Origin of the sequence: Neorhizobium lilium, assembly GCF_004053875.1 — a bacterium.
In the GTDB taxonomy this organism is placed as follows: domain Bacteria; phylum Pseudomonadota; class Alphaproteobacteria; order Rhizobiales; family Rhizobiaceae; genus Neorhizobium; species Neorhizobium lilii.
In genome coordinates, this window is sequence record NZ_SBIP01000001.1 from 1,110,640 (window position 1) to 1,126,524 (window position 15,885).

General features: G+C 61.3%; 14 protein-coding genes. 6 read left to right on the forward strand and 8 right to left on the reverse strand.

Features of this window, described 5'->3' with window-relative positions:
- Window positions 1-379: 379 nt before the first annotated feature.
- The 6 genes from EPK99_RS05165 to EPK99_RS05190 form a co-directional block, all read right to left on the reverse strand.
- Complete coding sequence (locus EPK99_RS05165; protein WP_128441699.1) at window positions 380-1,420, reverse strand: 2,5-dihydroxypyridine 5,6-dioxygenase NicX family protein; 1,041 nt, start codon at window positions 1,418-1,420, stop codon at window positions 380-382.
- Between the two features lie 111 nt (window positions 1,421-1,531).
- Window positions 1,532-2,620 (reverse strand): AbrB family transcriptional regulator, encoded by a 1,089-nt coding sequence (locus tag EPK99_RS05170; protein ID WP_128441701.1) that lies wholly within the window; start codon window positions 2,618-2,620, stop codon window positions 1,532-1,534.
- Window positions 2,617-3,024 carry a nuclear transport factor 2 family protein gene (locus EPK99_RS05175; protein WP_128441703.1) on the reverse strand — a complete coding sequence of 136 codons (408 nt, stop codon included), beginning with the start codon at window positions 3,022-3,024 and terminating at the stop codon, window positions 2,617-2,619. Before EPK99_RS05175 ends, EPK99_RS05170 begins: the two co-directional genes overlap by 4 nt.
- A 64-nt stretch (window positions 3,025-3,088) precedes the next feature.
- Entirely contained in the window at window positions 3,089-4,579 is a 1,491-nt protein-coding gene (locus tag EPK99_RS05180; RefSeq protein ID WP_128441705.1) for a 4-hydroxyphenylacetate 3-hydroxylase N-terminal domain-containing protein, read from the reverse strand.
- A 283-nt stretch (window positions 4,580-4,862) separates the two neighbouring features.
- Entirely contained in the window at window positions 4,863-5,126 is a 264-nt protein-coding gene (locus EPK99_RS05185) for a hypothetical protein (protein ID WP_128441707.1), read from the reverse strand.
- A gap of 28 nt (window positions 5,127-5,154) precedes the next feature.
- Window positions 5,155-5,583 (reverse strand): hypothetical protein, encoded by a 429-nt coding sequence (locus EPK99_RS05190; protein WP_128441709.1) that lies wholly within the window; start codon window positions 5,581-5,583, stop codon window positions 5,155-5,157.
- A gap of 98 nt (window positions 5,584-5,681) precedes the next feature.
- On the opposite strand from EPK99_RS05190, the gene EPK99_RS05195 reads away from it, so the two are divergent.
- The 4 genes from EPK99_RS05195 (at window position 5,682) to EPK99_RS05210 (ending at window position 10,421) form a co-directional block, all read left to right on the forward strand.
- A complete protein-coding gene (locus tag EPK99_RS05195; RefSeq protein ID WP_128441711.1) occupies window positions 5,682-6,704 on the forward strand; it encodes a putative B6 ABC transporter substrate-binding protein in 1,023 nt (340 codons plus the stop codon).
- Between the two features lie 90 nt (window positions 6,705-6,794).
- Window positions 6,795-8,378, forward strand: coding sequence for a putative B6 ABC transporter ATP-binding protein (locus tag EPK99_RS05200; protein WP_128441714.1), 1,584 nt, complete (start codon window positions 6,795-6,797; stop codon window positions 8,376-8,378).
- Entirely contained in the window at window positions 8,375-9,484 is a 1,110-nt protein-coding gene (locus EPK99_RS05205; RefSeq protein ID WP_128441716.1) for a putative B6 ABC transporter permease subunit 2, read from the forward strand. The genes EPK99_RS05200 and EPK99_RS05205 overlap by 4 nt, the downstream gene beginning before the upstream one ends.
- A gap of 4 nt (window positions 9,485-9,488) precedes the next feature.
- Entirely contained in the window at window positions 9,489-10,421 is a 933-nt protein-coding gene (locus tag EPK99_RS05210) for a putative B6 ABC transporter permease subunit 1 (protein WP_128441718.1), read from the forward strand.
- A gap of 18 nt (window positions 10,422-10,439) precedes the next feature.
- Here the strand turns inward: EPK99_RS05210 and ppaT are convergent, their stop codons facing one another.
- On the reverse strand, window positions 10,440-11,618 hold the full coding sequence (gene ppaT / locus EPK99_RS05215; protein WP_128441720.1) for a pyridoxamine--pyruvate transaminase: 1,179 nt from the start codon (window positions 11,616-11,618) through the stop codon (window positions 10,440-10,442).
- A 315-nt stretch (window positions 11,619-11,933) separates the two neighbouring features.
- On the opposite strand from ppaT, the gene EPK99_RS05220 reads away from it, so the two are divergent.
- Complete coding sequence (locus tag EPK99_RS05220) at window positions 11,934-12,644, forward strand: FadR/GntR family transcriptional regulator (RefSeq protein WP_245455683.1); 711 nt, start codon at window positions 11,934-11,936, stop codon at window positions 12,642-12,644.
- 133 nt (window positions 12,645-12,777) lie between these two features.
- Window positions 12,778-14,310: a GMC family oxidoreductase gene (locus EPK99_RS05225; RefSeq protein ID WP_128441722.1), complete on the forward strand. Its 1,533-nt coding sequence runs from the start codon at window positions 12,778-12,780 to the stop codon at window positions 14,308-14,310.
- On the opposite strand, the gene EPK99_RS05230 is transcribed toward EPK99_RS05225, so the two are convergent.
- Complete coding sequence (locus EPK99_RS05230) at window positions 14,297-15,880, reverse strand: gamma-glutamyltransferase (RefSeq protein ID WP_128441724.1); 1,584 nt, start codon at window positions 15,878-15,880, stop codon at window positions 14,297-14,299. The genes EPK99_RS05225 and EPK99_RS05230 overlap by 14 nt on opposite strands.
- Window positions 15,881-15,885 lie beyond the last annotated feature (5 nt).

The following is a 15,885-nucleotide window of genomic DNA, read 5'->3' on the forward strand; positions in this document are numbered from 1 at the left end:
CGCCAGACGATGATGATCGCCTGCAACTCCTCTATGGAAAGCATCGGTTATCGCCGATGTACCATCGCGTGGCAGTTGAGGCAGACAGGCTTCAGGTCACCGATCGGATCGTCCTTGAGGTCTTCTTGATCTGCCTTGGTGGAACCAAGTGATGCACGTGCATAAAGTCGCTCCCATGCTCACCGCATCGGGAACCGAAGTCCATTCCGCATCCCTGACAGACGGCGCCGTAGTGGGCGACACATGCCTCGCGGGCGCCCTTATTTCTCTCGTAGCGGTTGACTTTGACATCGACGCTGGTGCCTTCAGTATTGTTAGCTTCATCCTTGGGCGCCCCTATGAATGCCCGTGACATTGCTGCGCCCGACCGACAGGGCAATTACATCGGCGGCTGAACGACCTTTCCCTCAACCGTCATTGCCTCACCATCCAGGGACAACGAACATTTCCTCAGCGGAATGTCGAGGTGGCAGGGCACGTCGCGCTTGCCGCCGGCTTCCGTGTTCGGGCCGGTTGAAAACAGGAAATTGCCGGCGAAGGTGCGGGAATCCATGCTGAGCCCGGATTCCCGATCGTAGAGGCCGAGCTGCGTCCAGGAAGCCCGTGGCTCGAGGCCCCAGCCGACATGCGCCATCGCATAGGCTTCCGGCGCGTTGAAACTGTCCATGAATTCCTTCATGTAATCGGCCGTGAAACCGCCGTCGATCCTGGTGACGAAACCCTTTTCGATAGTCAACACAACTCTGTCGCGCGCATACATCTTGAACGGGAGCATGATATCCCCCTCGTCGATGACGATCGTTCCCTCACAGCTCCCTTCATCCGGCCAGCGGGCGACGAAGCAGCTCGGCCAATGGTCCCAGCGGCCCTTTTCATCGGCAAGGCCGTATTGCGTCAGCACCGGATATTGGCCGAGGGCGCAACGGAAATCGGTGCCGGCCTTTGAGGTGACCGTCATCACCTTTGCCTTTTCCAGAAGCTTTTCGGCCGCCAAAACCCGCGCCTTGCCTTCCATCGTCGGCATCATACGCAGCATCACTTCCGGCGGCTCGACGGCCAGCAACATGCGGGTACCGCCCCTGAGGATCTGTTCCTGTTCCGGCGAAAACAGCAGCTGCATCGTGTCGATCACCATGTCGCTTGCTTTAAGGCAGGCGAGTGCCGCGCTGTTGAAGGCAAGCGCGGTTTTTCCGACATAACCGGACTTGTCGCGGCTGAGCGCCTTTTCGCCATTCATCGGCGGCAGGTTGAGAAGCGACACCACCGCGCCGATCTGGGTGGCGGCGATCCGGCAGGCGCCAACGATCTGCGGATTGGAGTCGTCGCTAGTCAGGATGGTGAGTTGCTCGCCGGCCGTGACCTTGCACATGTCTAGAACCTGCTTCCATGCGATGACGAGATCCGGATCACTGATTGCCATAGCTTTTCTCCAGAACGGGCTCTTCAGAGCCTATGAAATTGACGATCAAAATGAACGAGCGGCAGCGCCGGGCGAACCATGTCGGAAAGATCGGGCCACTCTTCCATCATGTCAGGATCTCCAGATCGGCAGCCGGGCCAACTCTTCCATGATCATCGGCCCGAATAGGACGACGACGAACATGCGCACGGTCTGGAAGGCGAGCACGACGGACACTTCCGCATGGCCGGCCACTGCAACGATCGCCACCGTCTCGGTGCTTCCGGGTGCCGTGGCGAGCAGCGCCGTCAGCGGATCGACCGGCATGACGAGACGAAGCAGAACGGCAAGCAGGCTGCCGAGTACGAGTAAAGCAACACAGGAGAGCATGATTGCCGGGATCATCCGCGCGAGTTCAGACAGTGAGGCGCGGGTGAACTTCAGGCCGACCTCAAGACCGATCACGGCGAAGATCAGCGCGACTACCGGATCGAGCAGAACGATGTGGAACGTGCCAGACGCTTCCAGTACCGCGCCGACGATCATCGGAAACAGCATGGCGGCGGCCGGGAGAAACCGCAATCGAACGGCAACCAGCGCACTTGCCGCCAGCAGTACCGAGATCAGCACGGCCGGCCAGTCCGACCATTGGATATCGGCCGTTTCGGCCGCCGCACCGGCACCGATATTCGGCAGGAAATGCGTCATGAGCGATACGGCGGCAATGACGCTTGCGAGCCGCGTATATTGCATCAGCGCTACGACACTCCCGTCTATGCCGCGTTCACGGGCAATGATGACCATGGCGCCGGACATGCCGGGCAGGCTGCCGAGTATCGCCGGCATCTTCGGCACACCGCCCCAGCGGTTCAGCATCCAGCCGACGAAGAAGGCGCAGAAAAGCGTCAGGATGGTCATGACGATCAGAATCGGCCAGTGGGCTGCGACATCGACCAGGATGGACGGCGTCAGGCTGCGGGCGATGAAGATCCCGGCAAAACCCTGGGCCAAAGTATAGAGCGGCTTCGGCACGGACAGCTGGGTGCCGCCGACGCCGAAGGCGATCCCGGCAAACATCGAACCCAGCAGCGTGGCGGCCGGAAAACCGACCAGCACGAGCAGATAGGAAAAGACGGCCGCGAGAACCAGGATCGGCAGCCATGCGCGAATGCGGCGCATTCCTGAAAGACGATCCGGCAGTTCGTTGAGAACCGGCGTCATGCGATCTGCGCAAAAAATTCGGCCTTGTCCCAATAATCGCGGCTGACGGAAATCAGACCATCGGCGATTTCGAGGACATGCAGACCGATCAGGGAGACGGATTTGGGAGGCGCTTGCGGCGGCACGCCTTCTTTTAGTTTCGGCGTGAATGTGCCCGTCATCTCGTAGAGGACCGCAACATGCGCTGCAGAACGGATGCGTTCGCGCTCGCGCCAATGCACGTCGGGCATCATCGTAAACAGGCCGCTCAGTCCTTTCCTGAGATCCTCATGACCATGCCGCTCGGACCCGAAAGCGATTTCCTCATGGCGTGCACCGTGCGCATAAAGACCGACCACGGCATCGGCATCATGATCGTTATAGGCGCGATAAAAGGCATCGACGACGGTGTCGGCGTTCTGCATGTCAAAACTCTCTTAAAGGGAATGCGGACGGCGCGACGATGCGCCGTCCTTTTCTGGCGTCCGCCTACCAGTCCATGCCGGCGAGCTTCTTCACCTGGGCGACGAAACCGTCGCGCTTGACCTCTTCGTAGAGGCGGGCGCGCAACCGCGGCGCCGGGCTGGAATTGACGTTTTCGAAAAGCGCTACGCGGCCGGCGAGCGCGCCGCTCGTCATGTCCCAAATAAAATTCATCAGCAGTTCCTTCTGCATGGCGGAAACACCGTGGCCGGGCAGAAGGTCCTTCAGGTAATGGCCGATATCCGGGTTTTCGAAGGCAGCCTTGCCGAAGCGCATCACGAGGCCCTGGCCGCAAAGTTCCTGCAGCGTGTGGATGATGCGCGGATAATGCTGGATCGAATAGAGCCGTCCGGCGGTCAGCATGCCGACATCCGGCGCCATGACGTCCGCTTCGGTCGGCTTGGCCAGCGCTTCGGCAGCAACGATGAAGGCGCGCAGCGTCTGCGCATATTCGATGAGTTCGCCGAGCATCATCTGCACGGCCGGGATCTTGTCGGTGCCGAGCACTTCCAGCACCATCTGGCCGGCGCCGACGAAGAGTTCGGCCTTGACCGCAAGGCGCGTCAGTACGTGCCAGTGGGCGAAGACGCAGACCGGGCCGTACCAGGACATGGCGCTCGGATCGCCGAGGTTGAAGATGCGGTCGGTCGGCACGAAGACATTATCGAAGACGATGAACTGGTCGGCCTCTTCGCCGAGATGCGAGATCGGATGGTCGAACGGATCGGCCCCCGGCTCGGACACCATTTCGCGCGAAATCATCTTGATGCCAGGCGTGTTGATCGGCACCGAACCCCAGACGCAGGCATCTGCCGGCGTCGACTGGATGCCGCCGAGATTGGTGAAAAAGATCTCGTTTGCCTGGGCGGCGATGGAACCGACCGTCTTTGCGCCGGAAATGCGGATACCGCCGGCCTCGACCGACTTGACGCGCAGGAGGGAGCCTTCGGCAGCTTTCGGATCGGAACGGTCGGTCTGCGGGCCGGCAAGGCTTTCGGATGCAGTCAGGTTGTTGTCCCGGCCATAAGCGATGTAATGCTCGATATTTTCGGCAAAGTCGGGGCTGCAGCCGTCGATCAGCGACTTCTTCTTCTTGAAAGTCGGCAGATAGGCGGCAAGGCCGACGGCGATTGCCGGCGCCAGATCCGGCGGACGCCCGAATGTACCGCCTGTCTTGAGGCTGGTATATTCGATCATCTTGCGGCGATCGACGAGATCCGCCTGACTGCGCGGCACCTGCCAGGAACGGCTGACGATCTCATTGGTCGTCGGCTCCAGATAGGTGGTCGCATCGGCATATTCTTCGGTGAACTGGTCATCGAACATAGACGCCAGAAGATCGACGCCGGCTGCGAGCGCCGGCTCGTCGGTCACCTTCTCGATCTTCTTGCCGCCAACCCAGATCTGGCGACCGTCATCGAGCGAGGCCTTGAATTCTGCGCCGGTCTTCAGCCGGTGGGCAATGCCCGCCTTGGTCTTCGACACGCTCGTGTCCATCTGCATTCTCCCGAATGATAACCCCTCGACATCCGCTCGCATCCGGGCGCGGTTGGCGCACTGTCGGAACCACGGCGAACTTGTGCGCTGAGGCTACACATCCCAACCATTATAAATCAACCAAAATTATTGGTTTTAACTTTTTTAAGTCTGCACAATGTGTAAGCTCATCCGAACAACGTGCCGCTTATCTCGCCACAAAATACTATAATCATGCAAAAACGCCCAAATTCAGCGATTTCTCCTGCCCGCTGATCCTTCGCCATTGATCAAAAAACCAGCATCACAATTTTGTATTTTTAGTCCAAAAATTTTCAACCAGAAAAAATGGTTGGCCTCTGTTGACGATGATCGAACCGGGCATATAGTCGGTCATCGAAGGCCGGACGGGCGGATAAAGAATGCCGAAACACGCCGCCAGCCAGCGCTTCAAGGCCCGATGATGGGCACGCTTCCAATTGAACGACTTCGGATGGATCGCAAGGGAACAGGACGGCAATGGTTCGGCGCGCGGGTCAAAAATCGAGCGGTAAAAGGCGCCTGCCATGGCAGACGCCGATCCGGTTGACATCCGCTCAGCCCGGATGGCAACCGGTTCGCTCGGCATTCGCCTCGCAAGTCACCGTGATCGTGCCGATCGTCTCGCCGCGGCGCCGCTCCAGCGGGATTTCGCTGCGGGTTGCCCAGGACTGCCCGTCCCTGCCGCACCACAGGCGCTCGACCGGCATCCGGTCCTCGAGTTGGTTGAGCAGGAAAACGGCGCCGGTCTCCCGCTGCAGCCAGAGACTGCTTTTCATCACAGCGCCCGGCGCGACCGTGCCGATCGGCTGGGAATACCAATGAGCCAGCGTCGCGCCGCAGGAGAGGACCTCCTTGCCGGCATTGGTGACGGCCAGCGAAATTTCATCGAGCCCGGCGCGACCACGCTCCAGCTTGGTGGCGGAAGCGTTTGCCGCGACAAGGCCGGCCGTGGTGAGGAACACGAGGAAAGCAGATTTTTTCATGTCAGCAACGCCTTTCATCTATGAAAAGGATTGCTAGCAGCGTGAAAAGATAAAGTAAATACGGTTTTAAATCTCGAAAACAAGGGGAACTTCCTAAAATGAAAAGTATAAAATCGGCATATATTGCAATCTTCACTGCAACTATGCTTTCGAATGCCGCCTATGCCGCGGATATCAAGTCGATTGCCATCCTCACTCCTGAACAAGGCACGGATTTCGGCTGGAACCAGCAGGGTGTCGACGGTGCCAAGGCCGCTGGCAAGGCAACCGGTGTCGAGGTGATCACCGCCGAAAACCTCGGTTATGGCGACGTCCGACCGACGCTGCGCGAGCTTGCTGAAGACGGCAACACGCTGCTGATCGCCCATGCCAGCGGTTATAATACCGCAGCACCCGAGATCGGCGCCGAAGCCAAGGTCAAGGTGGCGATCGTCGACAGCCCTGCCGCGCTGAAGAAGGACGCGATCGTCGATTATACGGCAAGCGGCCATTCCGGCGCCTATCTTGCCGGCCACCTAGCCGCCAAGATGAGCCGCACCGGCACGGTCGGTATCGTCGTTTCCGGCGAACCGCCGTCCTGGAATGCCCAGTCGGCCGCGTTTGCGGAAGGCGTGAAAGCCGAAAAACCGTCGATGACCATTCGTTACGCAGTGATCGGCCCGGCCGCCTATTCGGATGCCGCAGGCGGCAAGCGCGTGACGGAATCGCTGATCGCAGCCGGCGCCGACATCATCTTCGGTCAGGGCAACGGCTCCTCCTTCGGCATGCTGCAGGCTGTCGAGACGACCAAGGCAACCGATGGCGGCAAGGTGTTTTTCATCGACGTGATCGGCGACAAGACCAGCATCGACAAGGGCTTTCTGCTGAGCTCGGTGCTGTGGAACCTGACGCCCGTCTATACGGCGATGATCGAGGACATCAAGGCGGACAAGTTCGGCACCCGCAATTACGGCATCTCGCTTGCCGATGGTTCCGTCTCGCTTCTGAAGACAAAGCAGATCCCTGACGACGTCTGGAAGTCAGTGATGGATATCCGCGACAAGATGATCAAGGGCGAGATCAAGGTCGAACCTAAGTTCGATGCTCCCTCCGTTCATTCGCTGGTCAGCCAGCTGAACTGATCCGATCCTCAACATGGATAGGGCCGGATGCGACCCAACGCGCCCGGCCCCATTCCTGGCATTCCAATTCCATGCCCGCGGGATAGTTTGATGACCTTATCTTCTCAGCCGGCAGACGATGCCAAGCCGCTCGTGTCGCTTAAAAGCATAACGAAGCGCTTTCCGGGCATCGTTGCCAATGATTCCATCTCGATCGATTTCTTTCCCGGCGAAGTGCATGTCCTGCTCGGCGAAAACGGCGCCGGCAAATCGACGCTTGTCAGCATGTTGTCCGGTCTGCAGCAGCCGAGCGAAGGCAGTATAATGGTCGACGGCACCGAAATGCCGATCGCCTCGCCGCAAAAGGCGCTGGCGCTTGGCATCGGCACCGTTTTTCAGCATTCGATGCTGGTGCCCAGCCTGACGCTGACAGACAATGTCAATCTCGGCGGCGCCTGGTGGAAAACGCCGGATCGCGAAGCGATCGCCACCCGCATGGAAGAGACGGCGCGTTCGATCGGCGTCGAGGTCAATCCGACCGCGATCACCAGCAGCCTGTCGCTCGGCGAGCAGCAACAGGCCGAGATCGTCCGCGCCCTGATGCGCGGCAGCCGGTTCCTCATCCTCGACGAGGCGACAGCCATGCTGACACCGAAGGATGCGGAAAAGCTCGGGCAGTTGATGCGCCGTCTGGTGGCGCAGGGGCTGGCCGTCATCTTCATCACCCACAAGCTCAACGAGGCGGTGGCCTATGGCGACCGCATCTCGGTCCTGAGGCTTGGCCGCAAGGTCGGTGCGCTTGGACCGGACGAACTGAAATCGCTCGGGCCGGAAGCGGCCACCAAGGAAATCATCCGGCTGATGTTCGGATCCAACGGCAACCAGGCCGCCGTGACGGCCAAGGCGGATGGCGCGATGCGTCCACGCATCAACGGAGCTGGAACCGGGGCCGCTCCCGTCCTCGAAATCCTGGCGCTGGAAGTGGACGACGATTCCGTCCCCGTATCCGGCATCGAACTGAAGATCGGCGCCGGGGAGATCGTCGGTATTGCCGGCATAGACGGCAATGGACAGAAACAGCTTGCCGAAGCGCTGGCTGGCCAGCGGCCCGTCAAGAACGGCCGGATCTATCTCGACGGCCAGCCGATCGAGGATCTCCCCATCGGCGCGCGGCGCCATCGCGGCCTGCGTTATGTCACCGATGATCGACTTGGCGAAGGCACGGTCGGCGCCTTCCCCGTCTCGATAAACCTGCTGCTGAAGCAGATCGGGGAGGCGCCTTTCTGGCGTTCCGGCATCGAACAGGGTGGGGCGATTGCCGACAATGCCCGCAAACAGGTGAAGGATTACGACATCCGCACACCGGATATCGAAACCCCGGCCGGAAAGCTGTCGGGCGGCAATATCCAGAAGCTGCTGCTCGCCCGTGAGCTGACCGGCAGCGCCCGTGCCGTGATCTTCGCCAAACCGACCTACGGGCTGGACCTCAACAATATCGCCGCCTCCCGCCGCCGCATCCGCGAAGCGGCCGATGGCGGCAAGGCGGTGATCGTGCTGTCGACCGAGCTCGACGAACTGATCGAGCTTTCGGACCGTATCGCGGTCATGTCGCAGGGAAGGATCGTCGGCATTGTCGAAAATGACGGCGATGCGCGCCAGAAAATTGGTGAATTCATGAGTGGTGTCGCGGCATGAGCGTCGAAGTGCAAGATCCATCCGCGAACAGCCAGGCCGCTGCAAAAAGCGACATCATCGTTCGTCGCCGTCTTCTCTCAGACCGGCTGCAGCTTATTGCCCTGTCGCTTGGGCCGCTCGTTGCCGCCATTCTGGTCGCGAGCCTGATCCTCATCGCGATGGGCGTCGATCCGGTCGCCTATTACACCTATATCGTCAATCGCGGGCTCCTCTCCCCCTCAGGCATCGAGGCGACGCTGACCCGCATGGGGCCGCTTCTGCTGATCGCCGCAGGCCTGATCGTCGCCTTCCGGGCAGGGATCTGGAACCTTGGCGGCGACGCGCAATTCCTGCTCGGCGCCGTGGTGGTCGCGGCGCTTGCGCCGGTGCTGACCGCCTATATGCCGGTCTGGCTGGTGCTGATCGTCACGCTGATCGTCGGCGCCATCATCGGCGCGCTGTGGTCGCTGGTACCGGCGCTCTTGCGCGCCCGTCAGGGCGTCAACGAGATCATCACCACGATGATGATGTCTTTCCTCGGCATTTCACTTTCCAACGTGCTGGTGAAAATCTTCTTCCTCGATCCGGCCACCAACGTGCCGCAGACCCGCACACTTCCCGTAGAAGATCGGTTGCCCCGGCTGTTCGACACGACGATTTCGAGCGGCGTACTGATCGGCCTCGTCGCCATCCTCGTCGTCCATTACGTCATGGCGAAAACCGCCTTCGGGCTGAAGCTCCGGATTGTCGGCGCCAATGCCAAGGCGGCCGTGCATGCCGGCCTTTCCGTCTCGGCACTGACGATCGGCGTCTTCGCCATTTCGGCCGGCTTTTCGGGCCTTTCCGGCGCCATTGCCGTACTTGGCCAATATGGCAATGTCCGCGCCGACTGGAACCCGGCCTATACACTGACCATCGTGCCGCTGGTCTTCCTCGCCCGGTTCAACGGCTTTGCCACGATTGCCTACGTCTTCCTCTTCTCGGTCCTGTCGATCGGCAGCGAGAGCGCTGCAAGACGGCTCGGCGTGCCTAATTATTTCACTCTGGTGACCATGGCGATCCTGCTGATCCTGCTCGGCATCACCGAAATGCTTGACCAGAAGCGGCGCGAAAGCCGGAGGACCTGACCCCATGACCCTGCTTACCGCAGCCTTCCTCACCGCCCTTCTTGCCGGAGCCATTACCGCCGGCATCCCGCTCCTCCTGGCCGGCCTCGGCGAACAGCTTTCCGAAAAGACAGGCGTTCTCAATATCGGCATCGAGGGCATGATGCTGGCCGGCGCCTATATGGGGTTTCTTGTTGCCTGGAAGACGGATTCTGTTTTCCTCGGTTTTGTCGGCGGCGCCGGTGGCGGCATGCTGGTCGCGGCCATCATGGCGCTTCTCTGCGTGCGTTTCGGCCTCAACCAGATCGTCATCGGCATTGCGCTGACGCTCGGGGCCGAAGGCGCAACCGCGATGCTGCATTATTTCCAGTTCGCCCAGACCTATCCGCGCCTCGGCGCCATCGCGTCGCTGCCGATCCCGCCTCTTGCCAATATCCCGGTCCTCGGCCCAGCCCTCTTTAACCGCCCGCCGATCGTTTACATCGCGCTGCTTCTCGTCGCCGTCTTTGCTTATGTCTATCGGAAAACCTATTGGGGCATCGCGCTGCAGGCGGCGGGCGACAAGCCGGCGGCGCTGGATTCCTCCGGCGTCAGCGTGCTTGGCATCCGCTCCGTGGCCGTTCTCCTGACCGGCGCGCTGGTCGGTCTCGGTGGCGCTTTCATGGCGATCGTCGGGGCCGGAATTTTCGTGCCCTTCATGACCAATGGCAATGGTTTTATCGGTATCGTGCTTGCCATGCTTGCCCGCGGCCGACCGCTCTGGGTGCTGGGCGGTGCCGCCATGTTCGGTGCCTGCCTGTCGCTGACGACCGCCTTGCAGGTGGCCGGTGTCGATATCCCGACCGACGTCATCCAGATGCTGCCCTTCGCGGCGGTCATGGGCGTCCTGGTCATGTTGGGGCGCAAGGCCAATCTGCCGAGTGCGCTCGGTGCCGCCTATGTGCGGGGCGCGCGCTGACGCCCCGCTTGAGGTCGGTCACTTGCCCGTGTCGATCACGGCCATGACGGCGGCCGAACCTGCGCCGACGTCATAGGCTTTGCCTGTCACCTTGGTGAGCGCCGCACCGAGTGCGGCGACCGCCACCAGCGCGTAGATCGGCCGCGCCGTCGGCCCCATATGGCCGATGCGCACCAGCTTGTTGAGCGTCGCGCCGCGGCCGGACGAGATGGTAACGCCATAATCATCGCGCATCACCTGACGAAGTTCTGCCTCCTCGACGCCTTCCGGCAGGCGGACGGCGGTCGTGGTCGGCGACACGAAATTTTCAGAGGCCGTCCAGAGTTCCAGCCCCATCGCCTTGATGCCTTCGCGGCAGGCCTTGGCCGTCAATGCGTGGCGCGCCCAGACCGCTTGCGGGCCTTCGTCCAGATAAAGATCGAGCGCCGCCTCCAGACCGTTCACCTCCGCAACCGAAGGCGTGAACGGAAAGCCGGTCTCCTTGCGCCAAGCGTTTTCCCAGTCGAGCACACTCAAGATCGAGCCGCGCGGCGCCGTCGGATTGGCCTTCATCTTCGCCCAGCCCTTGTCGCTGATCGCCAGCATGGAGAGGCCGGGCGGGCAGCCCATGCACTTGTTCGGGCCGGTGATGAATATGTCGGAAAACACCTCTTCCGGCAGAATATCCATGCCGCCGAAGGACGAGACCGCATCGACGACGAAGACAGCCTTGGTCTTCGCGACGATCGCGCCGATCTCCTTCACCGGATTGATCGTGCCGGAGGGCGTGTCGTGATGGCAAACGGTGACGACGGTGATATCCGGCCGCTCCTTGAGCTTCGCCTCGACCGCGGCGGGATCGACCACCTCGTTGAAGGGCACGCGAATGTCCAGATATTCGCGGCAATGCGGCTCCAGCCACGAGCGGTAACCGTCCCCGTAAACGCCGGAGGCCAGATTGAGTAGCACGTCGTCCTTGCCGACCACGGATATGCCGACTGCTTCCAGCGCCAGCACCGGCTCGCCATGCAGGATGACCGGAACGTTTTTCGTTTCCATGGCCTGTTTCAGCTTCAGGCTGATCCGCTCATAGGTCGCCAGGAAGGCGGGATCATAATCGTAATAGACCGGCCGGCCGAGCGCGCTTAGCACTTCCGGATAACAATTGACCGGACCGGTGGTCAGCGTGAAGACGGGCTGCGAAGGTTTGGCGGTCATTGAGGGAGAAGCTCCTGAGCTTTGAGCGAAAAGACTGGCGGGCGAAATCTTTCAACCAATTTTCCGTCCAAAAAAATTTATTGGTCAAAACATTGGTGCATAATATGATCGCATTGCCATAAATCAATTGCACCCCTTGGAACGATGACATATTGGCCGATATAAATGACGATAAACCGGCCGTGGTTGACGGGTTCGGGGCCGACCACCTCAACCATTTTATGACTGTTCCGACCGGCGGATGGCAACCAGTATGGTGCCGGCATACATGAGAACAAATTCCGCGGCGCGGACGCTTTGACAAAAGGAAACTCCATGCAGCAGCCCGATACGGACATGACGGACGAAGATACCGTCTCCTCCGGTGCCGAAGAGGCGGCTGACGTGGTGAAATCCCTGCGCCGGATCATCGACGAGGAAGGTGCGTTGCCGGCCGAACGGGTGCTGGCGGAACGTCTCAACGTCAAGCGCCACCAGCTGCGCAAATCGCTGCAGATCCTGCGCGGCCTCGGAGAACTGGAGCCTGCCCGCAGCGGCCGGCGCGCCTCCTCGCCCGATACCAGCATTCAGAGCGGCAAGCTGGTTCTTTCGACCAATCCGCTGGAAGTGATGGAAATGCGTATGATGCTGGAGCCGACGCTTGCGCGGCTTGCGGCGCTGCGCGCATCGCCGGCCGAGATCGCCCGCATCCTCCAGCATGCAAAATCGCCGGCCGGCATGAGCCCGAGCCAGGCCGACCAGCTTTTCCACCGTGCGATCGCCGCCGGCTCCCGCAACAGCCTGGCAAGCGAACTGCATATCCTGCTGCATCAGGTGCAGAATGACGGCCGGCTGCGCTTCGCCAACAGCGACGACGAAACGACGGTCGAACGCGTGGCACAGCGTGATGCGGAACACCAGGTGATCGCCGAAGCCATCGCGGCGCGCGATCCCAAACGGGCCGAAAAAGCGATGTGGGACCACCTCGCCGTCGTCCAGAGAAAGATTGCCAGCCGCCTCGGGGTCGGGAGCGTCAATGCGGCCTGAAACCGCACGCGACCTGCCCTCAAGCCCTTAGACCAACCACTTCCCGTGCGAAAACCTTTTCGCGCGAATGCCGTGTCATGCCTGATCTCTTGCCGCCCAATCTCTTGCCGATCATCTTCGGAGCATCCTGCCCATGCCGCATTTCGATATCCTGATCATCGGCGCCGGTTCTGCCGGCTGCGTGCTTGCCAACCGACTTTCGACCGATCCGTCGCGCACGGTCGGCGTTCTGGAAGCCGGCGGCCCGCCGGTCGATCCGGATATTGCCGTGCCGCAGAAATGGCCGTTTATCCAGGGGCGCGATTTCGACTGGGCTTTCGAGACGATCCCGCAGCAGGGCACCGCCGCCCGCATCCACCCCTGGCCACGTGGAAAAGTGTTTGGCGGCTCCAGCTGTCTGCATGCCATGGCGCATGTGCGCGGCCATGCGGACGATTTTGCCGTCTGGGCGGAAGCGACGGGTTCGAACCGCTGGTCTTATGACGGCCTCCTGCCCGGCTTTATCGCTTCCGAAAACTTCTCCGGCGGCGCGAATGCCGTGCATGGCGATAGCGGGCCGATGCCCGTCTGGCTGCCGAAGCAAGAAGTGAGCCCGGTCGCGCAGGCCTATATGGCAAGCGGCAGGGCGCTCGGCGTTCCGAGCCTGGCCGAACACAATGGCGGCAACCTCACCGGCACGTCTGCCAATTCGCTCACCATCCGCGACAGACGCCGCGTCAGCGCCGCCGATGCCTATCTTACGCCGGTCATGGAGCGCCCGAACCTGACGGTGACGCCCTGGGTCACCGTCCATCGGCTCAGGATAGAAGGCGGCCGCATCTCCGGCGTCGAAGCGACGGTTGAAGGTCGCGACGAGATTTTTACCGCCGAGACCGTCATTCTTTCCGCCGGTTCGGTAGCCGATCCGCTGCTTCTGATGCGTTCCGGCATCGGCGACGCTGACATCCTGCATCAAGCGGGTGTCGACTGCCTCCTCGACCGGCGCGAGATCGGCCGCAATCTGCATGATCACTTGCTCGGCGCCGGCAATGTCTATCGCGCCCAAAAGCCCGTGCCGGCATCCAAGCTGCAGATCTCGGAATCGCTAATGTACCTCAATGGCGAAGATCCGACGATTGCGGAAGGCAGGCCAGATGTAGTGCTCGGCTGCGTCATCGGCCCCGCAGCCTCCGAATGTTTTACCGCGCCTGCTCCGGGCGAGGCCTATACGCTGCTTTTCGGTGTCACCCATCCGACCAGCCGCGGTCATCTGGCGATCACCGGCCCCGGCATCGGCGACAGGCCGATGATCGATCCCGCCTATATGCAGACGGACCATGACCGTCGCCTGTTCCGGCGCGCACTCGAATATGCGCGCATGGTCGGTCACGGCGCCGAGATGGACGAATGGCGGGCGGAGGAAGTGCTGCCGGGCAAGGCTGCAATGTCAGAAGCGGAGATCGACGCATTCATCGCCAAGGCCGTCATCACACACCACCACCCCGTCGGCACCTGCCGGATGGGGGCCGACGATGCGGCGCCGGTGGACGCCGATCTGAAATTCCGCGGCCTCGATAATCTTTATGTCGTCGATGCCTCGGTCATTCCGAGCATCACGTCCGGCCCGGTCCATGCGGCGGTTCTGGCGATCGCGGAGAATTTTGCCGCGGGCTTTACCGGACAATAAAATTTTCCTCGAGGCTGGTATCGCCCCAGGGCGCCATGATCTCGGTGGCACCGCAATTGCGGCCCTCGCTGCGCATCACGCCGACCGGCACCGCGAAGGCATAAGGATGGACGGTGCGCCTGGCGGCGACGGTCGGCGCAATTTCGCCAAGTGCTGTCTGGATCTCCATCGAAAGATCCTCGTCGGCGATGATCTGAGTGAGGCCGCTGACATCGATCCGCGGGTGATGAAACGCCTCTTCAAGGCTCATGTCGAAATCAACCATATAGCTGATCAGATTGGCAACGGCGGGCAGGATCTTTCGTCCGCCGGCAGCGCCGATCGCAAACATCCGACCGCGGTGTTTGCCAATCGTCGGGCAGACATTCATCAGGCAGGCTTTTCCCGGCGCAAGCGAGTTGGGTTTGCCCGGTTCCGGGTCGAACCACATGATGCCGTTGTTCATCAGCATGCCGGTCGAGGGCGACACGACACGGCTGCCGAATTTCGACAAAAGCGTCTGGGTGACATTGACCATGTTGCCGGCCTTGTCGACGACGCTGAACGAGGTCGTGCAAGGAGCTGCCTCCGCATCGCCGCTTTCGTCGCCGGCATTTTCAAGCCGGTCCTGATAGGCCGCCTGCAAGGCGCGGGCCATGGCGACATAACTGCCGGAATCGGGGCTTTTGCCAGCCGCAAGCTCAGCCTCCATCAGCCGTAGCGTCGTCACCAGTTCGCTGCCGGCGCTAAGACCCGACGGCGCATGGATTATGGCATCCCTGTAGGATACGGTGCGGGTCGGGCTGACACGGGCGCGATAGGTTTTCAGATCCTCATGAGACAGCGGGTTGCCCTTGTCTCGCATGTCGGAAACGAGAGCATCGGCCAGCTGACCCTCATAGAAATCCCGCGGCCCGGCTTCCGCAAGGCGCCGCAGCGCGGTCGCCATGACGGACTGGTCGAGCCGGCTCTCCTTGATATCGGTCCAGCCGGCAATGTTCGGCCACTGCCCGTCGATCAGGAAAAGCTTTGCTGCATCCTTGTCCTTCGCCAGCTGACGCGTCACCGAGGCGATCATCAGCGAGGCATACCAGTCGATCAGCATGCCCTTTTCGGCCAAAGCCACGGCCGGCGCCAGAAGCTCCGCCCAGGGCTTCGTCGCATAAAGCTGATGCGCGAGTTCCATCCCGGCCACGAGGCCGGGGACGGCAATCGAATGGGGACCGAAGATATTGCGATCGTCCTTGACCCGCGCCCAGGTGAAAAGATCCGAGACGCCGCCGCTTTCGACCAGCGGATAATCCGACAGTTTCAGCCCGACCGGCGCGCGCATGCCGAATTCGATCGTTTCGGCACGTTTTTCGCCGGTCCGCCAGAGCGTCATCATGCCGCCGCCCATCGGGCCGCTCATCCATGGCTCGACGACACCAAGCGCGAAGGAAGTGGCAATCGCCGCATCCATCGCATCACCGCCCTCGGCCAGGATCTTCGCACCGACCTCGGCTGCCGTGCGATGATGGGCGGCAACCAGCCCGCCATCGGTCCAGACGACATCCTTGCTGATGCGCTGTGTCTTTGAAAAATTGCTCATCGGAC